This window comes from Paraliobacillus sp. JSM ZJ581 (genome assembly GCF_044383835.1).
Classification (GTDB): domain Bacteria; phylum Bacillota; class Bacilli; order Bacillales; family Amphibacillaceae; genus Paraliobacillus.
In genome coordinates this window covers 71340-92329 of the sequence record NZ_JBISEP010000009.1, presented here as the reverse complement: position 1 = coordinate 92329, position 20990 = coordinate 71340, and the positions used below count along the sequence as shown (strand labels likewise).

20 protein-coding genes, 6 tRNA genes and 2 pseudogenes are annotated in these 20990 nt (G+C 33.7%); 2 read left to right on the top strand and 26 right to left on the bottom strand.

What is annotated here, in order from left to right:
* Positions 1–2: 2 nt before the first annotated feature.
* The 9 genes and pseudogenes from ACH6CY_RS07625 to ACH6CY_RS07585 all read right to left on the bottom strand — a co-directional run bounded on the left by ACH6CY_RS07625 (position 3) and on the right by ACH6CY_RS07585 (position 6926).
* Positions 3–1247 carry a beta-ketoacyl synthase N-terminal-like domain-containing protein gene (locus tag ACH6CY_RS07625; protein ID WP_374066736.1) on the bottom strand — a complete coding sequence of 415 codons (1245 nt, stop codon included), beginning with the start codon at positions 1245–1247 and terminating at the stop codon, positions 3–5.
* Positions 1248–1259: 12 nt separating this feature from the next.
* On the bottom strand, positions 1260–1625 hold the full coding sequence (locus tag ACH6CY_RS07620) for an ApeI family dehydratase (protein ID WP_374066735.1): 366 nt from the start codon (positions 1623–1625) through the stop codon (positions 1260–1262).
* A gap of 9 nt (positions 1626–1634) precedes the next feature.
* Entirely contained in the window at positions 1635–2891 is a 1257-nt protein-coding gene (locus ACH6CY_RS07615) for a beta-ketoacyl-[acyl-carrier-protein] synthase family protein (protein WP_374066734.1), read from the bottom strand.
* Entirely contained in the window at positions 2881–3339 is a 459-nt protein-coding gene (locus tag ACH6CY_RS07610; RefSeq protein ID WP_374066733.1) for a hotdog family protein, read from the bottom strand. The genes ACH6CY_RS07615 and ACH6CY_RS07610 overlap by 11 nt, the downstream gene beginning before the upstream one ends.
* Entirely contained in the window at positions 3340–3720 is a 381-nt protein-coding gene (locus tag ACH6CY_RS07605) for an acyl carrier protein (protein WP_374066732.1), read from the bottom strand.
* A 26-nt stretch (positions 3721–3746) separates the two neighbouring features.
* Positions 3747–4475, bottom strand: a complete 729-nt coding sequence (locus tag ACH6CY_RS07600; RefSeq protein WP_374066731.1) for an SDR family oxidoreductase — start codon at positions 4473–4475, stop codon at positions 3747–3749.
* A 27-nt stretch (positions 4476–4502) separates the two neighbouring features.
* Positions 4503–5141, bottom strand: coding sequence for a TetR/AcrR family transcriptional regulator (locus ACH6CY_RS07595; RefSeq protein WP_374066730.1), 639 nt, complete (start codon positions 5139–5141; stop codon positions 4503–4505).
* A gap of 297 nt (positions 5142–5438) precedes the next feature.
* On the bottom strand, positions 5439–5837 hold the full coding sequence (locus tag ACH6CY_RS07590; protein ID WP_374066729.1) for an IS110 family transposase: 399 nt from the start codon (positions 5835–5837) through the stop codon (positions 5439–5441).
* Between the two features lie 128 nt (positions 5838–5965).
* Positions 5966–6926: pseudogene (locus tag ACH6CY_RS07585) on the bottom strand (IS30 family transposase).
* Between the two features lie 393 nt (positions 6927–7319).
* On the opposite strand from ACH6CY_RS07585, the pseudogene ACH6CY_RS07580 reads away from it, so the two are divergent.
* Positions 7320–7941 (top strand): annotated as a pseudogene (locus ACH6CY_RS07580) (transposase); the annotation flags it as partial.
* A gap of 526 nt (positions 7942–8467) precedes the next feature.
* Here the strand turns inward: ACH6CY_RS07580 and ACH6CY_RS07575 are convergent.
* From ACH6CY_RS07575 to ACH6CY_RS07525, 11 genes are all read right to left on the bottom strand, one after another.
* Complete coding sequence (locus tag ACH6CY_RS07575; RefSeq protein ID WP_374066728.1) at positions 8468–9079, bottom strand: superoxide dismutase; 612 nt, start codon at positions 9077–9079, stop codon at positions 8468–8470.
* Between the two features lie 383 nt (positions 9080–9462).
* A tRNA-Phe gene (locus tag ACH6CY_RS07570) sits at positions 9463–9535 on the bottom strand.
* Between the two features lie 24 nt (positions 9536–9559).
* Positions 9560–9652: transfer RNA gene (locus ACH6CY_RS07565), tRNA-Ser, on the bottom strand.
* 17 nt (positions 9653–9669) lie between these two features.
* Positions 9670–9743, bottom strand: a tRNA-Ile gene (locus ACH6CY_RS07560).
* 10 nt (positions 9744–9753) lie between these two features.
* Positions 9754–9829: transfer RNA gene (locus tag ACH6CY_RS07555), tRNA-His, on the bottom strand.
* 32 nt (positions 9830–9861) lie between these two features.
* Positions 9862–9938: transfer RNA gene (locus ACH6CY_RS07550), tRNA-Met, on the bottom strand.
* A 4-nt stretch (positions 9939–9942) separates the two neighbouring features.
* Positions 9943–10017: transfer RNA gene (locus ACH6CY_RS07545), tRNA-Asn, on the bottom strand.
* Positions 10018–10206: 189 nt separating this feature from the next.
* Complete coding sequence (locus tag ACH6CY_RS07540; protein WP_374066727.1) at positions 10207–11850, bottom strand: Na/Pi cotransporter family protein; 1644 nt, start codon at positions 11848–11850, stop codon at positions 10207–10209.
* Between the two features lie 254 nt (positions 11851–12104).
* Positions 12105–12734: an NfeD family protein gene (locus ACH6CY_RS07535; protein WP_374066749.1), complete on the bottom strand. Its 630-nt coding sequence runs from the start codon at positions 12732–12734 to the stop codon at positions 12105–12107.
* Positions 12735–13301: 567 nt separating this feature from the next.
* Positions 13302–13724, bottom strand: coding sequence for a hypothetical protein (locus ACH6CY_RS07530; protein WP_374066726.1), 423 nt, complete (start codon positions 13722–13724; stop codon positions 13302–13304).
* 83 nt (positions 13725–13807) lie between these two features.
* Entirely contained in the window at positions 13808–14509 is a 702-nt protein-coding gene (locus ACH6CY_RS07525; protein WP_374066725.1) for a transglycosylase SLT domain-containing protein, read from the bottom strand.
* 150 nt (positions 14510–14659) lie between these two features.
* Here ACH6CY_RS07525 and ACH6CY_RS07520 point away from each other — a divergent pair, with 150 nt between their 5' ends.
* A complete protein-coding gene (locus ACH6CY_RS07520; protein ID WP_374066724.1) occupies positions 14660–14944 on the top strand; it encodes a DUF2624 family protein in 285 nt (94 codons plus the stop codon).
* A 68-nt stretch (positions 14945–15012) separates the two neighbouring features.
* Here ACH6CY_RS07520 and ACH6CY_RS07515 read toward each other — a convergent pair whose 3' ends face one another.
* The 6 genes from ACH6CY_RS07515 to rpoD form a co-directional block, all read right to left on the bottom strand.
* Complete coding sequence (locus ACH6CY_RS07515; RefSeq protein ID WP_374066723.1) at positions 15013–15903, bottom strand: deoxyribonuclease IV; 891 nt, start codon at positions 15901–15903, stop codon at positions 15013–15015.
* A gap of 42 nt (positions 15904–15945) precedes the next feature.
* Positions 15946–17256: a DEAD/DEAH box helicase gene (locus ACH6CY_RS07510; protein ID WP_374066722.1), complete on the bottom strand. Its 1311-nt coding sequence runs from the start codon at positions 17254–17256 to the stop codon at positions 15946–15948.
* A 63-nt stretch (positions 17257–17319) separates the two neighbouring features.
* Complete coding sequence (locus tag ACH6CY_RS07505; protein WP_374066721.1) at positions 17320–18429, bottom strand: Nif3-like dinuclear metal center hexameric protein; 1110 nt, start codon at positions 18427–18429, stop codon at positions 17320–17322.
* Positions 18422–19132 carry a tRNA (adenine(22)-N(1))-methyltransferase gene (locus tag ACH6CY_RS07500; protein WP_374066720.1) on the bottom strand — a complete coding sequence of 237 codons (711 nt, stop codon included), beginning with the start codon at positions 19130–19132 and terminating at the stop codon, positions 18422–18424. The genes ACH6CY_RS07505 and ACH6CY_RS07500 overlap by 8 nt, the downstream gene beginning before the upstream one ends.
* Before the next feature lie 33 nt (positions 19133–19165).
* Complete coding sequence (locus ACH6CY_RS07495) at positions 19166–19714, bottom strand: hypothetical protein (RefSeq protein WP_374066719.1); 549 nt, start codon at positions 19712–19714, stop codon at positions 19166–19168.
* A gap of 132 nt (positions 19715–19846) precedes the next feature.
* A complete protein-coding gene (gene rpoD, locus ACH6CY_RS07490) occupies positions 19847–20962 on the bottom strand; it encodes an RNA polymerase sigma factor RpoD (RefSeq protein ID WP_374066718.1) in 1116 nt (371 codons plus the stop codon).
* Positions 20963–20990: the final 28 nt, after the last annotated feature.

Genomic DNA, 20990 nt, shown 5'->3' with positions numbered 1-20990 from the left:
ATTCAAAATTTTTTAACTATTGCAATTACAATTTCTCCTTCAAATCCTGAAGATACTAACATAACATGCTGAACATTACAGCTTTTATGTTTATTAAATACAATATTATTTTTAAATAATTCATCAATTTCCCCTGCATGAGGGATATGTGGTATTTGTTGCTTTTCTAAAATTAACAATAGACTCAATAAAGCAATCGCACTATTTGCTCCAATCATTGAGCCAAAATTTAATTTTGTATCAACAAAAAATGAGTCTGAGAATATATTGAGTACTACTTTTGAAACAATACCCTCATAATAATTTGATGAAGATGCGTCAAAATGTATTACTTGTATGTCACTTTTTTTAAGTTTTACTCTTTCAAGAAACTCTATTAACGCTCTTTTTAAATGTAACTGATTCTGTTGTTCTGAATCAGTTTTATTAATAAACAATTGCTTAAATCCAACGATTTCACCATATACCGTTGTATTTCTTTTAATAGCATTTTCCTTTTCTTCTAAAATGAACATCCCAGCACCCTCACTTAAAAAGGGTGCGGTCCTATATTTAGCAAAAGCTCCTTGAAATTGATCTTGATTGGACTTCTTAGAAATTATATTTCTATCACTTAGTACCTTATATAGTCCTTCTTCTGAATATGAGTCAAATCCACCGGCAATAACAACGTCACTTTCATTATTAACAATTGAATTAAATGCTTCGTTTAAAGCCTGTAAAGATGCAACATTATTATTCATAAATTGAGAGTTTTCCCCATTTATCCCGTACTCTGCAGAAAAATAGTGTAGACAGGCATTAGGTAAGGCCTCAACAACGAATAAAGGAGATAGGTTAGTAGTTGCAGATTTAGCAAAAGCTTTTGTATCTATTTTCTTTTCATTGTGATCATAAATCTCATTAATTACATCTAATAAATCTGCTTTAGAGCCAGACTCTTTTGTATTTCCTAAAAAGATTCCTTTTCGGTAACTTGGAATTCCCTCGTTTATATTTGCTTCTTGAAAAGCTTGTTTTAAAGCAATTGTTGCAAATTTTTCACTTCTTGAAAGAAATCTACGTACTTTTCTATTTTTAAAATACCCTTTCATATTTAAATCTGCTTTAACAATACCCATTAATATTTCATTGTTTTCTCCATTAGTTAAAATGGAACCTTGATTTAGTGCTTCATCCATTTCATCAATTGATTCTATATCTGGACCTAGCACTCCTCTACCAGTAATTACAACACTTCTATCCAAGGACATCTCTCCCTACTCCGCATAATTACATTCAATTTTATTAGCCCTACAAACCAACTCATTATCTTGGTTTGTTATTACCGCATTATAATAATATTCTTTTTCAGATTTATTTTCTTTCGTTACACTAGTAACAATTACATCTCCCGGATGAACTGGTTTATATAATTTTACTTTTTTACATTTTTTAATTTTCCAGTTCAATTCACTACTCTGCTCAAGCAATTCAATAGATTGCTTAATATTTTCTAAAAGTAAGACAGCCGGTAATATCGGAAAATAAGGAAAATGGCTTTCATAAATTTCTTCTGATATTGAAGTTAATTTCTTTGTTTCTATATATTTATACTTTTCGAAATTTAGAATACTGTCTACCATGTTAAACATCTAATCAATTCCCTTTATTATTATGCTTGAATTTGAACCACCAAACCCAAGAGAGTTTGACATTCCATATTGTATTTTTTTGTTGTGATTTTCTAAGATGTGGTTTAAGGCACATTTTCCATCAATATCTACTAAATTATGAGTAGCTGGAAGTACTCCATAATTAACAGCATTTAATGTAAATATTAATTCTGCTGTACCAGCTGCAGATATCATGTGTCCTGTTGAGGATTTTGTGGAACTTACTAAAGTTGAACATGTGTCAAGAGGAAAAACGTCTCTAATAGCATATGATTCTGATGAATCATTATCTCTTGTTGAGGTTCCATGAGCATTAACATATCCAATTTCTTCATTTGTTAATCCAGATTCTTCTAGCGCTTTTCTCATTGCTAGAGACAGCCCTTCTCCTTCTGGATGAGTATCTAACATGCTATATCCGGAAATTGTATTACCAAACCCTACAATTTCGCCATAAATTTTTGCATTTCTTGATTTTGCATGTTCCAAATCTTCTAATACTAATGCAGCCCCACCTTCTCCTAATACAAATCCACTTCTATCTCTGTTAAATGGTCTTGAAGCTACTTTCGGATTATTATTAAAATTAGTAGTTACTGCACCTAAAAGACAGAAACCTATTAAATCTAACTCTGTGATCATTGCATCTGATCCTCCTGCAATAATCATTTCTTCTTCCCCATTTTTTATTTTCCTAAAGGCAAGGCCAATTGATTGGGTTCCAGATGTACATGCTGTTGTTAATGAGATACAAGCGCCACCTAAATGGAAATATTCGCTAAGATATTCTGCCGCAGCAGAATATCTATTCTTGTAATAAATTTCAGCATTATTAATATCATTTACCTCAAAGTGTTTTTTATCATTATGTTCACTTAATGCTTCAGAAAAATCCGGCATTTGCATTCTATATCCAGAATTGCCGAAAACAACACTGCATTTTTCTTTCATTTCATCATTTCCAATTATGCCACACTCTGTTAGAGCTTCTTCAACTGCTCTTCTAGCAAATAATGTTGATCTACTAATATTTTTATAATCGTTCTTATCAATATTTTTCACTTGTGCTGCTATTTCACAAGGAAAGTCTGTGACATCAAATAAATCGATTTTATTAATTCCTGAATCTCCTTTAAGTAAAGATTTCCACGAATCATCAACATTATTTCCTAAAGGAGAAATCATACCCCTGCCAGTTACTACAACGCGTCTTTTTTTGTCCAAATTAGATTTCACTCGTGTCTCCTCTCGTTTGTCTTAATAGAAAATTCATATAAATTTTAGTTTCACTTTTATTTTCTAAGTCTTTAGATTCCAATAGATGTAATAAAGCATAATTTATTTCTGCAACTAAATCCGTATCAATATAAACTCTTCCTTCAATTGCTATATTTAATTCATCTATTGGCTCAACAGAAACTTCTATTCGTAATTGATTACCAACTTCTATGTCTCTATAGACTTTAAATTTACTGAATGAAATTATTGTAGGTCGAAATTTCTGATTTGATGAGCATACTACTAACCAAGCCGCTGTTTGAAAAATACTTTCTAACATTAAGGTATTTGAAAAGGTAGAATCATTTTCCAGAAAAACATTTTGTGCTTTAGTTACATTTTTTATTGCAGTTGCGTTTTTCCACTTATCGTAAGAAATTAATTGATCTATTAAATGAAATCTCATTTATTTTACTGCTTCTCTTTCATAAAATTTCAAGATGTAACTTATCGTAACAAGCTTTAAAACATCTTTTGAAGTAGCGTTACTTAAAGCAATTGTTTCATCATTAAATGCTTTTCGTATATTTTCAACTCCTGTCTCTGTTATATATCCATCTTCATCCAGAAATTCTTCTTCTGTTAATCCACCGCGCACATCATTTTGAATATCTTGCATAGAAACCTTAATACCAGTTTGCTTACTTAATTTAAATAAAATGTCCAATAAATCTAGTGATTCAGCATCTAAATCAGAAATAAGACTTGTATTTTCATCAAATTCATTTTCCTCTACCTCTAGTACATCAGCCACGATTTCTTTTGTAATGTTGATTAATTTTGTCATTTTATATTCCTCCATTATAAATTATATTAACTAACAGGAAGTGTTCTTCCCAACCCTCCACCTATATGGATATTTTCGCCAGTGATATATGTTGATTCATCTGAAATAAGAAAACTCACTACAGAAGCTACTTCGTTTGATTTTCCAAATCTTTTCATTGGAACTAGCCTTTTAACTTGTTTACCAATTTGTTTTTGTGCCTCTTTGGTCATTGAAGTATCAAGCATACCTGGACTAATTGAATTCACTCTTATATCAAACCTAGATACTTCTGCTGCTAAAGATTTAGTAAAACCAATAACTGCACTCTTAGCTGCACAATAATCTGTCATTCCAGGTATTCCAAACTCACCAAGTATGGAAGAAATATTAATTACTACACCAGACATATTTTCTAACATAATCGGGATAACATTTCTGCAGCTATAAAATACACTATTCAAGTTTGTATCGATTACTTTATGCCAACTTTCAAAGCTTTTATCTGTAATAAAAGCTTCATCTGATAATCCTACACAATTGATTAATATATCAATTTTCCCATGTTTTTCATTCACTATATTAACAACGTTTGAAACTTCTTCAGGATTTGTTACATTACACTTAATCCTATTAATGTAACTAGTTAATTCATTCATGTTATCCTTGTTATTATGGTATGTTGCATAAATCGTGATGTTCTTTTCAATTAATTTTTTGCAAATTTCTACACCCACACCACCTGAACCTCCAAAAATTAATGCTATCTTTTCCATAGAACCTCCCTATATATTTAGAATAATTTATTTATAAAGTTGGAGAAGCAATATCCTTATCTGCTCTATATCCTCTTTTTTAATCAAACCTGGTACTATTTGATTTATAATATTAAATAAATAATCAAAACGCGACTCTACTTCTTTTGGGTTCCACCCAAATATTGTAGGATCTAACCAAACATCCACCAATATTAATATAGTTTCTGCGGCAAAATCGGGATTGTCACACTTTATATCTTTTTTTTCAATTCCTTGTTTTAATATATTAGCAAGAATTGGTGATAAGTCTTTCATGGCACCACGTAAGGTAGTTAATAAAGCAAAAGGTACTTTTTCGATCCACCGATTCTCAATTAAATTGCTATGTTCTGAATTATTGCCTAAAAAACTAACAATCCTTAGAATTTTTTCTCTTGTATTAATTTTATTATCGGATTTTACATCTTCAAAAAAGTCCCTCACTTTACCTTGTGCATTTTCTGTAATTTTTCGTAAAATATCTTCTTTTCCAGTAAAATGGTGATAAATCGCTCCTTTAGACATACCCGTTTTATTCATAATATCTTGCAAGGAAGTACCTTCATAACCTTGTTCTGCAAATAAGATTAATGATTCATTTAAAATATTTTCTTTTACTATTTTTGTCTTTTCTTGTTGCCTCATAAATTATTTTCCCCTCATTCAAAACCGACGGTCGGTTTTATTAATTTAATACTAACACTTTTTCCCTAAAAACGTCAATGGGTTTCCTTTTTTTTTAAAAATATACATATTTAGAAATAATCCTATTTTTAGCGATTTTAGACATTTAACAATTATGAGTTTAATTGCATTTGAACTATAGAATTCAAACCTTATTATATACTCCTCCCTTCTTAAACTACCGTCTGCTAAAGCAGGTGGTAGTTTAAGAGAAAGATTTTTCTGGTATTCTTTTTCAGCCTATTTCTAATTACTTTTTTAGAATGTACCAATAAAAATGATGGATGCGGATATAATTGAACGATGTTTAAAAAGAATGCTGAGCTCGGTGTAATCACTCGTTCTAGTTCTGGAAAAGATAAATGTAAAATCGCATGCATTTCCCCCCCTTAATTGCGTTAATTCTTCATCAACTTCATCGTAATATCGTGATAGGGCGCGCATTTGATTATAATAGGTGTCTTGTTTAAATGTTGGCTTACGATTCATTTTAAAGTGTGTTTTAGCCAACTCATGCGCATCGCTTTTATCGGTCTTATTTCTTCGCATAGCTGCTGTCTGAAGTTTTGCCTCAAGTGGATTTAAGCGACAATATATGTATCCAAGATCTTGAAGGTGTTTTTCCAGAGCCATTGAATAAACTTCCAGTTGCTTCAAAAACAATTTCCGGCCTTTGACCCGATTGTTGTTCTAACAATACCATTCGCTCACGTAGTGATTCAAAGTCTACTTGGTATTGCTTTATTTTCCCTTCATATATACAGCGTTTTTGATTATTTTATTTGTCAAATTAAGCGAGACAAAGTATCCTTGCCGACATGCTTCATAAAACACTCAATTGGTGTTTGATAATTTAATGATTTTCTTGGAATGTTGTTTCTTCTAGAAGCAACATTTGATATATATTCTTGTGTAACAGAATTGAAATCCATCTCTTTTGGTAGACCTTTTTTACGTAGTAGACCATTCGAATTTTCATTCAATCCTCTTTGTGATGGCGTTCCTGGATCGGCAAAATAGATGTCAATATCATGATTATTACTGACGTTTTTCCAATTCGAAAATTCTTTGCCACAGTCAAAGATAATGGATTTGAATAGGTGTCTAGGAACGCCTTGCAGCCAGCCGTTTAGTGCTTCTTCAATATCTTGGGCTTTTCTGCCTTTAGGTTTGATCGCAATGATGCATTTACTTAACGACTCAACCAAAGGGATTATCGCGCTCTTGTGTTTGTTACCAACAATGGCGTCACCTTCTAGATGGCCAAATTCATATTTGTAGTTTAGATGTTCTCGATTCCGCTCATCGATTCTACGTCTAAATGCTTGTTTGCCTCTTTTTTTCTTGGTGACCATTTGGTTTTCTTTTCCCTTTCATCGGTAATTTCTCTTGTTTGAAAACACCCTTTTCAAACTGCCGATAAAGTGTACGCATACTACAAGAGATGGGTCTTTCTTTTCTACCAACGATGACGTCTGGAGTCCAACCATCCTCTACTTTTGCGTTGATGTAATCCACTTCATTTTTGAAAAGTTGAATCGGTTTACGACCACATTTTTGCTTGTTTTTCTTGTATTCAAGATAGATATCAATCGCTGTTTTTCCTTCTTTTAGTTGTCTGATGACTCGATAAATCGCCTCATGACCTCGTTTGAGCTTTTCGGCAATTTGCCGCCCCTTAAGACCGATTGAAAAATATTCTTCTATGAATATGAGTTCTATTTTGGTAAGATGGGTGTAGGACATGTCAGGTACACTCTCCTTAACTTTAGTCGGTTTTAGATTGAGTATATCATGACATGTCTTTTTTAGTTTTCTTAGTGTCTCGCTTAATTTTACAATCAAAGTTATAAATAACCACCGTACTTTTACCTTTACTTACATCAAACGCAATTACATGTTTCATCTCGTCTCCTCCAGTTAATTACTCATAGAAGCCTTCACATAACCTTTTCGATTCCATTTTCTTATACACGGTCTCTATGGTAAATTGATTCAAATAAGGGCGTGAAGTGAGCCTGTTTAGGGTGCGGATTCAGTATTGATCCCAAAGTTAGATCGGCCTTTCTTCACTTCTACTATAAAAAAATAGTAGCACAAAACCATGGCCTTGGTTTTGTACTACTAATCTTAGTATGTTTGGGGTCTCTTTTTTCTTCAGGTAATCTAAATAATGGGAAGGCTGCCATCCCATTACTGAAAACTGTTCAAGAACACTTAGGTTTCTTATCCTTGCGTTATCACACGATGGATGCCGGTTATGATTTTGAACCCATTTATGAACAAGTGCATCGGATGGGACACCAGTCTGTGATTGCATACAACAAGCGAAATGAAGGAGAACTTCTAGGGTATGACAAATATTTTGCACCAACCTGTTTTCGTGAGCACTCGTATTGTTATGATAGCTTCGATTCAAAATATGAAGCGTCAAAATACACCAGAACAAAAGAATGTAGTGACTGTCCTTTAGCCAACGAAGGTATCTGTCAAAAGGTTTTTAAAGTAAAAATAACTCAAGACCTTCGAAAACACACTGCGCCAGCTCGTGGTTCGGTGGCTTGGAAAAATATTTTCAACCATCGTACCGCTGTAGAACGTGTCAACCCTATCTCAAGGGATTTTTTCAGCTTAACAATGTTCGATACCGCACTGGAGAACGTGCGAAAGTCCATTTTGATATGGTAACACTTGTTTACAACGTTCCAAACTAGCTACAGAACGTATTAATGCACAATTAAACCAGAAAAAAGCCGCATGATTTCTGTTTTTTAAAATCCAACTTTAAAATTCTGTATCTCTTTGGATTTTTAAAAACAGAAATTATGAAATTGACTCATGTGATAAAATAACCTAGTTTTTCATCTACTGTAACTCACTTTAAGGATAACCACATTAAATATTCTTCACACTTCTAATTGTTGTAATTTACTATCTACAAAAAAGCGTCCAAGATCATACATTATTTTAAACAGAAAAAATGTATGATCAATATTACTATAGGAGGATAGGCACTAGTAAAATACGCGTCCTTTCCAGATACACTGCTTCTAGCTCACATAATCTAAGTCAGTTAGACGTTGCAACTGATCATGGTGGTTTTAGACTAACATCCATTTTTCAGCCGGTTGATTTCCTGCTCGTGCTGTTGCCGTAGAAGTATCACATATCTTAATGACTAAGCTATTTGCTCGATCAAAAAAAAGAACTATCATCCAAAACATATTGGAATGATAGTTCTTTTCTAATTATCGGTTATTAAGCTTTATTTCCACTACTATATAGTATTATTTTGCTGCTTGATATAATTTTTCTACTTCATCCCAATTCACAACATTCCAAAAAGCTGAAATGTAATCAGGACGTCTATTTTGATATTTAAGATAATAAGCATGTTCCCAAACATCAAGGCCTAAAATTGGGGTTTTCCCTTCCATTACTGGGCTATCTTGATTTGGAGTGCTCGTAATTTCAAGCTCACCATCGTTTACTATTAACCATGCCCAACCTGATCCGAAGCGACCAGTTGCAGCTGCAGTGAATTTTTCTTTAAATGCATCAAAATCACCAAATGTTTCACTGATCTTTGTTGCTACTTCACCCGAAGGCTCTCCACCACCATTTGGTGATAATAACGTCCAGAAAAGAGAGTGATTCGCATGTCCACCACCATTATTACGTACTGCTGTTTGAATGGATTCAGGTAAACTATTTAAATCAGCAATTAAAGTGTTTAACGATTTATCCTGTAAATCTGCATGCCCTTCTAATGCCGCATTTAATTTTGTAACATACGTATTATGATGTTTCGTATGGTGAATGTTCATCGTTTCTTTGTCAATATGTGGTTCCAATGCATCATATGCATAAGGTAATTCAGGTAATTCAAATTTTGCCATAATATATTCCTCCTTAATAATTATGTAAGAAAAACGTTCACATAATTTTCGTTTTTCCTTTAGTCTAATGGTAACAAAGGTAGAACTTAGTTGCAATTTATATGCTTAAATCACATTTAGTCCAATTACCATCTGTTGATATATTCCTTTTTTTCATATAATTAAACTTAATTTTAAAACATTTATTATCCATAGTATTTTTTCTTACTTAACATATAGTTCTCATATTAACCTGTATTATGCATGACTAATATAATATTTTAATCAACAATACTCATGCTTTACCACTTTATCACATGTTATACAAGTGCGATATCCTCTTAACCAAGGTATACAATATTTATAACAAAAAAAACAAGCAAATTAATTTGCTTGTTTTTCGATGGCTCGGGACGGAATCGAACCGCCGACACACGGATTTTCAGTCCGTTGCTCTACCGACTGAGCTACCGAGCCGAAAATAACGGTTTTATGTATAAATGGCGGAGGAGGAGGGATTCGAACCCCCGCGAGCCGTGAAGCCCCTGTCGGTTTTCAAGACCGATCCCTTCAGCCGGACTTGGGTACTCCTCCGTATTATAAAAAAATGATGGACCCTGCAGGATTCGAACCTGCGACCGATCGGTTATGAGCCGATAGCTCTAACCAACTGAGCTAAGGGTCCAAGTTATATATGGGGCGACCGGTGGGGATCGAACCCACGTATGCCGGAACCACAATCCGGTGCGTTAACCACTTCGCCACGACCGCCATAAAACATTGCCTTTATTAAATTTTATATATGGTAGCGGCGGAGGGGATCGAACCCCCGACCTCACGGGTATGAACCGTACGCTCTCGCCAGCTGAGCTACACCGCCATAATGGCTCCACAGGTAGGATTCGAACCTACGACCGATCGGTTAACAGCCGATTGCTCTACCACTGAGCTACTGTGGAATAATATGTATTACATCTTAATCTCTTAAGCGACGATATATAATATATCATGTAATTAACAAAACGTCAACAAGTTTTTTTACGAAAAAATTCAGCAACAAAAATAATATAGCATGTCCTACTAAAACATTCAAGCTTTTTTTCAATTTAGGGCTACCTTAGTCTAAAGATAGCCCTAATTTATTTTTCTTATTGTTGTTCTGGAGTCTTACCTTGCAATACTTCTTCTGCTATATTCACTGCGTGATCACCGATTCTCTCTAAATTACTTAAAATATCGACAAATACAATACCAGCTGATCCAGTACATTCACCTTCATTTAGCCGTATAATATGCTTTTTGCGGAATGTACGCTCCATTTGGTCAATCTGGTTTTCTTTATGAGCCACTTCTAATGCTGTTTCTCGGTTCATATCTCCTAATGATTGAATAGCTTGCTTTACAGTAATTGCAGTGAGATCAAACATCTCATTTAAATCAAGTTTTGCTTGCGCTGTTAAGTGAATCTTATTTGATATTTTATATTGAATTAATTCAATAATATTTTCAAAATGATCACCAATACGTTCTACATCTCTAACAGAATCTAATAATGCTGTGTGTTTTGCACTTTCTTGATCTGAGAACGATATCCCTGATAATTGAACAAGATAATTGGTTATTTCTCTATCTAAATTATTTAAAGCACCCTCTATTTGCATCGCCAATTCTGCATGCTTTTGGTTATGTGTATTTAAATACTGACTTGTTTCTACTAAACCTTTATGTGCATATTCTCCCATATGAAGTATTTCTTCTTTTGCTTGGTCTAATGCAACAGAAGGCGACTGTTGAATAAAGATAGGATCTAGATGCTTTGGTTTATATTCAACTAATACATCTTGACCTGGAATTAGTTTTGTCACTAACATAGCAAGACCACCAATGAATGGAAATTGCATTAATGTATTCGTTACATTAAACGTTCCGTGAGCAAATGCGATCGTCATTGGATCATTCAAATTAAATTGTGCTTGTAAAAACATAACAACTTCCGTAAACGGACCTATTAAGATAACAAAGATAGTTGTACCAATCAAGTTAAATATAACATGTGTATAAGCAGCTCTTTTAGCGGCAATACTTGCTCCAATCGAAGCTAATACGGCAGTGATAGTTGTACCAACGTTATCACCAAATAACACTGGTAAGGCAGCTTGGAGCTCAATTGCATCGTTACTAAATAATTCCTGTAAAATACCAATTGTTGCACTAGAACTTTGAACAATAAACGTAAAGATTGTTCCAATAATAACACCTAATATAGAGTTGTCACTCATGCTTATCGTCAAGTCCTGGAAAGCTTGTACTTCACGTAATGGTGACATACCAGAACTCATTAATTCTAACCCAAAAAACAATGCACCAAAACCGAAAATCGTTTGCCCTAAGAAAATAATACGATTGTTTTTAAAGAAGAATATTAGAAAAGCTCCTGTCGCTAAAATTGGTAATGCGTATTGACCAATGTCAATACCAATAATAAACGCAGTAACAGTAGTTCCAATGTTTGCACCCATAATGACACCTATTGATTGGCGTAATGTCATGAATCCAGCATTAACAAGGCCTACTGTTAGTACTGTTGTTCCTGAACTGCTCTGAATCAAAATAGTAACTATTATACCAGCTAATACACCCATAAAAGGATTACTTGTAAAGCGATCTAGAATTTCTCTAAGCTTGTCCCCAGCTGATTTTTGAAGACCTTCCCCCATAGATTTTAAGCCTAATAGAAAAATCCCTAAACCACCAATAAATTCAAACACTAGTGTTTGCACATCAAACTGCATGGATTCTCATCCCTTCATTATCAAATATCTATTTATAAAAACATCTCTTTCATTATTAATGAATTACAATGTAAATGTAAAGTTTTTCGAGCAAAATTTACACTAATTTTACACAACAACATTTATTATTCGACATAAATTTTCTTTAAATGAAAATTCAGGTATTTACTCTTACTTTTTTCGGTAAACAGGAAATTTATATTTGACTTTTCCCAAAATAAAAACATTGCTCCTATTATAGAAGCAATGTTTGATTAAATATTTAGTTGTTCCACTAGTATTTTCGTTCCATCAACCTGTTTCACTGTAATTGGCGTTCCTTTTTCTATCCACTGACCATTTGAAACAGCACTATAATCCTCACCATTAACTCGTATTGTACCTACCGGGCGCATATCGGTTAATGTATCCCCTTTTTCACCAACTAACATTTTATACGATCGATTCATTGTACTGTATCCTTTTTCTTCTGTAAGTTGATCTATTAGAGCTAATTTACCCCACATTTTTCTTTTCTTAAATACTTTTAGAAATGCTAAAGAACTAACACCACCAACAAACACACCACTGACCGCGAAAAGACCCGCAGTCCAATTTGGTGAACTTAATCCTACTGATAATACCATGCAAATCACACCAATTGTCGCCAATGTACCGTCGTTAATTAATTTGCCGTCTATAATTATGAGTAATATTCCAATTAAATAAATAATAAGCATAATCATAAACATGTTTGGTTCTAGATAATTTAAAAAATAAATAGCAATAAAGCCGAAACCTAATATCGCAAAAAAACCACGCATATTAACTAATAACTCACCAATCAAGAATAGGGTTCCTAACCCTACAATTACAAAGCTTATCCAACTAATATCTAAAAACATCACTTTGCATCACTCCTCAGTCGCTTTACTTATATTTACGAATAACAATTAAAAATGTTTCAAGATATATAAATGAGGGATTATAATGAATCGTATTAACAAATTTTTTTTAACTATACTTTTTATATTAGTGATATACAGTATTAAGACTGATTTATTCAACACTCCTCCTCTCAATCATAGCATAAACAATACAGAGAACAACCAAAAAACAAGACATGATACTAATTTCAATATTGTTTCTTACAAAATGAAACAAACAGATACCTTTATTAGTGTAGTGGATCAGCTTAATCCACATTTAAAAAGGTATGATCTTAATACAATTACAAATGATTTCGAGAAGTTAAATCCCAAAACAAAAATTTCTCAACTTCAACCTAACGTACATTACTTATTTCCCGTATATAAATAGTAAAGCTAAACACCTTGCTTGTATTTGCATCGCTCATTTCTTTCTATACCTATTCTCAAGAACAATGCTATGAAATAACCAATAAAAAGAGAGTGGTTTCCAAAAATAAGGAATAACCACTCTCTGTATTTAAGCAACAATTGTTATGCAATTTAAACAATGAAAATAGTGATAATAAATGACAGTACACCGATAATAATCGCAGTATTACCAAGCGTATCTGCACCTTTTCCTTTCGCAATAAAACCAACAATTACAGCACCTACACTAAAAAAAATTGGCAAGATAAACAAAGAAGCTACTGCCATTACAAGCGCAAACCATCCAAGCCCCTTTTGTGCATCAATTACCTTTCTTTCATCGGCTTCAGGGTCAGGTGTTATTGCGTGTTGAGAATAATCAGCTACAAGCTCTTGTGCAAACTCTTCATCATAAGATGTTTGATTGTTCGAAATGGAGGTTACTTCGTCCATTTCATCCTTTGTGTAAACTGGAGCTTTCACATTGTTTTGTTCACCAAATTTTGGTGCTTTCTCTATATGAGTATTACGATATTGTCCATTGTTTTGTTCCATTTAAGACCCTCACTTTCTAAGCGTTGAGGTGCCCTTATAGTGTACGCATATGCCCTACATTCCATACGTTAGATTCTTTTTAATCAATTCGTAAATGCAACCGTTCGATGTGTTTTTGCATTCGTTTGAATTTTTATGGCATACTTACTTTTAGCTGATCCATTTGTTTGTTTATAAATTTCCATTCCTGCCATTCCTCTATGATAAGCTGTTAAAGATTCATCCCAATTATGATATTGCTTATATAAATAATCTAAATATACAACAGATAATTTTATCGAATAATACGGATCAAATAACAATTCATCATGATACGGCAACTTTGCCATATCGGCTATCCAAGGAGCCGTATTTTTCATAAACTGAGACATTCCATAGGCATGGCCGTACTTTGTTTCCGGCCCTACTAATTCAGGATCGAACGTCCCTCCAGTTTCGACCTTTAATAATTCGTAAACCAAATATGGATCAAGCTTATGTTTTTCTGCTTCTTTTGCTAAATAAATTCCCCATGTTTTTTTAAACGCACCATTACTATCCATTGAAAAACTTGTTGCTATACTTTCTAATTCTCCCCAAGTTTCATAATTCATTTCATTTTCTTGAGTTGTATTCATGTTTTTATAGCTAACTGTCGATGCTAATTTTTCGTTTTTCAATAACAATTTTTCACTTTCTTTTGTTAATGCGTCAAGCTTAGTGGAATAATTTTTTAATGATATCATTAATATAATTACAGTAATCGATAGTATTCCCAAAAGCACAACTATAAAGTTTTTATGCATTGATCGCACTCCTTTCTGTTTTTTTCTGCTATTTTATTGTTATAGCTTGATATCCTAACGCAGAATTTAATTTATTGCAACTGATACACACCTTTTTTCAATAGAATGCATAGATTATATAAACAAAATTATTTTCAAGGAGTGTTCTTTGTGCAGCCATTTATAAAGCAAATTATTGAAAAAAAATTAAAAAATTTGTCCTCTGTAGAGCTACTTGATTACGCAGAGCAGTATCAAATTAGCATAACAGCAGAACAAGCCAATCATATTGTTCAGTTTCTACAATCAACTCATTTAAATCCTTTGTTACAATCAGATCGAATGAAAATGTTTAGAACACTCGCACAAATTACCGATTTAAATACTGCTAAACAAACACAGCGACTATTCAACCAATTAATCAAGCAATACGGTGTCGAAGAATGGTTTGTATAAATGAGTATACATCCACCCTTGCTTTATAATAATAAAAATGCAGCCACATGATAGTAGCTGCATTTTCGTTATTGTTCACTTATTTTTTCCTTCAAATCAGAATCAAAGCAATTAGCTTTTAACATATCTATTTCAAACTTATAAGGGGCTTTTTTATTCTTTTTATCTTCTCCAACGTATGGTGTCTCTAATATTTTTGGTAAATGCTCTAATTGCTTATGGTGAACAATATAGTGTAATGCCTCATAGCCGATATGACCAAATCCGATGTTTTCGTGCCTATCTTTATGCGCTCCTAGCTGATTTTTACTATCATTAACATGTACTACTTTCAAGCGGTCTAATCCAATTATTCGATCGAAATCATTTAATACACCATCAAAATCATTTACAATGTCATATCCTGCGTCATGCACATGACACGTATCCAAGCAAACGGACAGCTTATCATTTCGCGTAACACCAGCAATAATTTGTGCAAGTTCTTCAAAAGTTCTTCCTATTTCTGATCCCTTTCCTGCCATTGTTTCTAGGGCAATTTGTACATCTTGATCTTTTTCTAAGACTTCATTAAGACCTTCAATAATTTTTGCTATTCCTTTATCTGCGCCTTGCCCAACGTGTGCACCTGGATGCAATACAATTTGCTTTGCCCCAATCGCTGCTGTTCTTTCAATTTCACTTTGCATAAAAGAAACACCTAGTTCAAAGGTTTCTTTTTTAGTTGTGTTGCCTAAGTTAATAATATACGGGGCATGCACAACGATGTCCTCTATACCATTTTCTTTCATATGCGCCGTGCCAGCCTCAATATTTAACTCTTCAATAGCTTTTCTTCTAGTATTCTGTGGTGCTCCAGTATAAATCATGAATGTAGTCGCACCATAAGAAGTTGCTTCTTCACTTGAACCTAATAGCATTTTTTTACCACTCATGGAAACATGTGAACCTATTTTCAAATGTAACACCTCTCCCAAATCAACATGTAGTCATGCGATTACTTATTTTTTGTATTTCTTTTTATTCAGTTGTTTTTTTATTTTATTATGTTGATATTTCATTTTTTTCTTGTAACCGGGTTTTACTTTTTTGGTCTTTCTCACTCTATTCCATGCTTCTTTATCAACATCATGTCCTTCTTTTTTCCGTTGCGTCCGCTCATCCCAAGCTTTCACTTCACGCCACTCGCCCTTAACAATATCATAATTTGAAAAAGTTATACCATTTTGAGTTAACTTTTCTATTAGTGGTTTGTCTTCATCTACATATAAGTTAATAGCAGTTCCTTCCATACCCGCACGAGCAGTTCTACCGACACGATGAATATAAAACGGTTCTTCTTTAGGCATTTGTGCATTAATTACATGACTAATGCCCTTAATATCTATCCCTCTAGCGGCCAAATCAGTTGCTACAATGTACTGGTATCGTAATGCTTGAATATCTTTTAAAACCCGCTTACGTTCCCTTGGTTTCAAGCCTCCATGAATGACGCCACTAGATAAACCTTTTTCTTGTAATTCCTGTTGAAGCTTATTAGCCGCTTCTTTCCCATTGGTAAATATAATAGCAAGATAAGGATTAATTACTTGCGTTATACTGATGATTATATCTGAAATTTCACGGTGACGTAATGGTATAAGGCGATGTTCAATTGTCTCTGGTGCATAATGATCCTTTATATGAAAATATGATGGATTATGCAAGTATTTCGTTAAAAATGGTTGTAATCGCTCTGGTATCGTAGCAGAGAAAACAAATAATTGAATCCGTTCATGTGCTCGTACTAGCATTTGATCTATTTCCTGGATAAGGCCTAAATCAAGCATTAAATCCGCTTCATCAACTACAAAAGCTTGAGCTGAATAAATATCTAACACGCCTTCTTCAATTAGATCTAATATTCTTCCAGGTGTTCCTACAACAATTTTAGGCTGTTTAGTTAATTTTTCTATCGTTCTTTTTTTATCGGTTCCACCAATCAATAGTTTTGCGTCTATTTGTTCTCCTTGTTCTGAATAACGAATCATCGTTTTTACTTCGTTAAAGATTTGAGTTGCTAACTCTCTTGTTGGAGAAGTGATCACACATTGAACTTCTTGTTTATCCAAATCTAGTTGGTTAAATATCGGAATAAGAAATGCGTGTGTTTTTCCTGAACCAGTATGTGATTGTCCGATCACATTTTCCTTACGCAATGCAGCAGGTATGACCTTCTGTTGAATCGGCGTTGGTTCACTAAATTCTAATTGATCAATAATATGATGTATCCATTCCTGTAGTCGATATTGTTTAAACTGATGATTTTTCATTTAAAAACTCCTCTAAGTTCTATTCCTTTTATTTTGCCATTACATATTTCACACGATATAACATCACAAAAATTGAAAAGGATCAGTATTACTAGTTGAAGGAGTAAACGTTAATGGCCATTTCTTTTTTTGTAAAAATGCGATCATTCCTTCAATCATCACTTTTTCTACATAATGCCCTGGATCTATTACTGTCAACCCCATCTCCCAAGCTTCTTGCGCTTCATGAAATGTAAGGTCACCAGTAATATACACATCTGCTCCCATACGTTTTGCTTGACTTATAAACCCTTCACCACTTCCACCGAGAATTGCTACCTTTCTTATTTTTTTGTCCAGATCACCAATTACTCGAAGATTAGATACATCTAGTTTTTCTTTTACTGTATCACAAAATTCTTTTAATTTTATATCTTGATCTAATGTGCCAATGCGTCCGAGCCCAGTCACCCTTCCCTTATTAACTAACGGAATTAAATCATATGCTGGTTCTTCATATGGATGCGCTGTAAGTAATGTTTTTACAAAAAAATCTTTTTTTGATGCAGGAATAATCGTTTCTATTTTTATTTCTTTTACTTTCTCTTCTTTTCCGATCGTGCCAATATAAGGGTCTGTTCCCTCTTTTGGAACAAATGAACCTGTACCCTCTTGAGAAAATGTACAATGGCTATAATTGCCTATATAACCGGCTCCATTATCACCTAATGCATTTTTGACTTCAACTAGATGTTGCTCAGGAACATATACAACTAATTTTATAAGCGTTTCATGGTCAAAAGGTACTAAAACTTGCGTGTTTTTAATAGCTAATTGATTCGCTAACATATCATTTACACCACCAAAAGCAATATCTAAATTGGTGTGTGCTGCATAGACAGAAATATCATGTTGGATTAACTTTTTAATTGTTCTCCCTTTAGCTTGATCGAGATTAATTTGCTTTAACGCTTTAAATAACATCGGGTGATGAGCAATAATCAGGTCAATTCCTTTTTCGACTGCTTCATCAACCACATTCTCTAACACGTCTAGCGTAACCATTACTTTTTCTACTTCTTTATGCATTGATCCAATTTGAAGACCTACATTGTCCCAATCATAGGCAAGGTCTTTTGGTGCCATATCTTCTATTACATCTATAACATCTTTCACAACAATCGATTTAGTCATATGTTAAAACCTCCTCAATCATTTCTATTTCATGTTGAAACAGTTGAATTTTTTCAAAATTAACGTCTTTCGCTTGATGCATTTGCTTGATGACTCGCTCAAGCTTTTCTCTCTCTCCATACCACTTTTCTTGAAACACCGCATTTTTTTCTTTCAATAAATATGGTCCGAATAATAACGAAGATTCAAGACGCATTCCTTCATAAGGTATGGTTGCATCTCCTTTGTCAGCTACCAAAATCTCATAGATATGACCATCTTCTTTTATTATTTCTTCGGCAACCAAGCAATAACCATTTTCATAAAACCATTCTCTAACAGCGTGTGCATCTACATTTGGTTGGGCAATAATACGTTTGACATTCCTAATTCTTTCTTGTCCACGCATTAGTATCGATCGTATTAATGTTCCTCCCATACCAGCAATAACAACTTGATCAATGTCCTGGTCATTGATAACTTCTAGACCATCTCCTTTGATTACCTGGATCTGATCTGTTAAATGAAAATCAGCGACGTTTTTTTTAGCGCTCAAATAAGGTCCTTCATTTATTTCACCGGCGATTGCAGTTGCTCCTTTGTCCTTAGTACATACAAAACAAGGTAAATAAGCATGATCACTACCTATATCAACAAAATTTGCTTGATTAGGTAAAAAACCTGCAATAGTTTTCAATCGTTTTGAAAGTATGCTTTCATTCATATCAGGTACTCCTTATTCATCTGTTAATCCAATCTAAAATAGTAAAAATAGCAAACTGCTAACAAAACCAACAAAGCCAACACTAATTAGGAGTATACGTTTTTTCATCGTTCCAATCAATAGCCACCCTAACAACTGTATCATTGCGACACCATTTATTAAGCCTGATTGCTCAGTTAACTGCTGCAAGATCCCGATAGAAACCATAAGAAGTGTTAGTAACAAAACGAAAAAAGAATATGCTTCTAAATACTGAATTCTTTGCTTTACAACATAATACATACTTAAACTAAATACTACCATTAAAATTCCAAAAGAAACTTGCAAATTGATTTTTAAATCAGTAAAATATAATACAATAAATGTAACAGGTAAAATAAAAATGTTTGCAATAAAAAGTAGCACATGTTGCAACCGTATTTTATGTGTATCTATTACGGTATTGCTTACTGACTCTAGCTCAGTAACATCCCCTTGTGTATACAAGGCTAACAAATAATCGCAGTATTTTTCTGGTAATAAATGGTTTTCTTTCCAATAATGGATTTCTTTTATAATAACTGATTTTTTTTCGTCTGACATGGTTAACACCTCAGTCTATTTTGCATAAGCTACTAACAAACACAACTAATTATTAATAAAAAAAGACACAGTCAACATGCCCAACCAATCTAAACTAATTGGAAGCAAGAGACTGAGCCTTATGTTTATTTTTTATTCAAGAAAATCCTTTAATCGTTTGCTTCGACTAGGGTGACGTAATTTGCGCAATGCTTTTGCTTCTATTTGCCTAATTCGTTCACGCGTCACACCAAATACTTTCCCTACTTCTTCTAACGTTCTCGTACGACCATCGTCAAGACCAAAACGCAATCGAAGTACATTTTCTTCTCGGTCAGTTAATGTGTCTAGTACGTCTTCTAACTGTTCTTTTAATAATTCATAGGCAGCATGATCAGAAGGAGAAGTAGCTTCTTGGTCTTCAATAAAATCTCCTAAATGCGAATCATCTTCTTCACCAATTGGAGTTTCTAACGATACAGGTTCTTGAGCAATTTTCAAGATTTCTCGTACCTTCTCTGGGGTTAACTCCATTTCTGCTCCAATTTCTTCAGGTGTTGGCTCGCGTCCAAAATCTTGTAATAATTGACGTTGCACACGAATTAATTTATTAATTGTTTCTACCATATGAACAGGGATACGTATCGTTCTCGCTTGGTCAGCGATTGCTCTTGTGATAGCTTGTCTTATCCACCAAGTTGCATACGTACTAAATTTAAAACCTTTTCTATGATCAAATTTTTCAACAGCCTTGATTAATCCCATGTTTCCTTCTTGAATTAAATCTAAAAATAACATACCTCTACCAACATATCGTTTAGCAATACTTACAACTAAACGTAAATTAGCTTCAGCTAAACGTCTTTTCGCTTCTTCATCACCTTGCTCAATCCGTTCTGCTAAACTAATTTCTTCTGCCGCCGATAACAAATCTACTCGACCAATTTCTTTTAAGTACATACGAACAGGATCATTAATTTTTATACCCAGTGGAACACTCAAGTCATTTAAATCAAATTCCTCTTCTTTTGCAATTTGTTGCATGCTAGGGTCTTCTTCTGAATCACCTATTATTTCTATTCCTTGTTCACCTAGGTACTCATAATATTCGTCCATTTGTTCTGACTCTAGTTCGAAATTGGCTAAGCGTTCAGCTACTTCTTCATATGCTAGCACGCCTCTTTTCTTACCTATTTCTAACAATTGTTCTTTAGCTTGCTCCAGTGTCAATTCATTTTCTTTTGAACGTGATGGCTTGTTGTTTGCCATGAGTCCCCCTCCTTCCAAAACTACTTAC

What these genes read in the sequence shown, in the direction of transcription:
- ACH6CY_RS07620 (WP_374066735.1), bottom strand. Translation starts at nt 1,625, where the DNA reads ATGGTAGACAGTATTCTAAATTTCGAAAAGTATAAATATATAGAAACA.
- ACH6CY_RS07610 (WP_374066733.1), bottom strand. Translation starts at nt 3,339, where the DNA reads ATGAGATTTCATTTAATAGATCAATTAATTTCTTACGATAAGTGGAAA.
- ACH6CY_RS07605 (WP_374066732.1), bottom strand. Translation starts at nt 3,720, where the DNA reads ATGACAAAATTAATCAACATTACAAAAGAAATCGTGGCTGATGTACTA.
- ACH6CY_RS07600 (WP_374066731.1), bottom strand. Translation starts at nt 4,475, where the DNA reads ATGGAAAAGATAGCATTAATTTTTGGAGGTTCAGGTGGTGTGGGTGTA.
- ACH6CY_RS07595 (WP_374066730.1), bottom strand. Translation starts at nt 5,141, where the DNA reads ATGAGGCAACAAGAAAAGACAAAAATAGTAAAAGAAAATATTTTAAAT.
- ACH6CY_RS07575 (WP_374066728.1), bottom strand. Translation starts at nt 9,079, where the DNA reads ATGGCAAAATTTGAATTACCTGAATTACCTTATGCATATGATGCATTG.
- ACH6CY_RS07540 (WP_374066727.1), bottom strand. Translation starts at nt 11,850, where the DNA reads ATGCAGTTTGATGTGCAAACACTAGTGTTTGAATTTATTGGTGGTTTA.
- ACH6CY_RS07535 (WP_374066749.1), bottom strand. Translation starts at nt 12,734, where the DNA reads ATGTTTTTAGATATTAGTTGGATAAGCTTTGTAATTGTAGGGTTAGGA.
- ACH6CY_RS07530 (WP_374066726.1), bottom strand. Translation starts at nt 13,724, where the DNA reads ATGGAACAAAACAATGGACAATATCGTAATACTCATATAGAGAAAGCA.
- ACH6CY_RS07525 (WP_374066725.1), bottom strand. Translation starts at nt 14,509, where the DNA reads ATGCATAAAAACTTTATAGTTGTGCTTTTGGGAATACTATCGATTACT.
- ACH6CY_RS07510 (WP_374066722.1), bottom strand. Translation starts at nt 17,256, where the DNA reads ATGAAAAATCATCAGTTTAAACAATATCGACTACAGGAATGGATACAT.
- ACH6CY_RS07505 (WP_374066721.1), bottom strand. Translation starts at nt 18,429, where the DNA reads ATGACTAAATCGATTGTTGTGAAAGATGTTATAGATGTAATAGAAGAT.
- ACH6CY_RS07500 (WP_374066720.1), bottom strand. Translation starts at nt 19,132, where the DNA reads ATGAATGAAAGCATACTTTCAAAACGATTGAAAACTATTGCAGGTTTT.
- ACH6CY_RS07495 (WP_374066719.1), bottom strand. Translation starts at nt 19,714, where the DNA reads ATGTCAGACGAAAAAAAATCAGTTATTATAAAAGAAATCCATTATTGG.
- rpoD (WP_374066718.1), bottom strand. Translation starts at nt 20,962, where the DNA reads ATGGCAAACAACAAGCCATCACGTTCAAAAGAAAATGAATTGACACTG.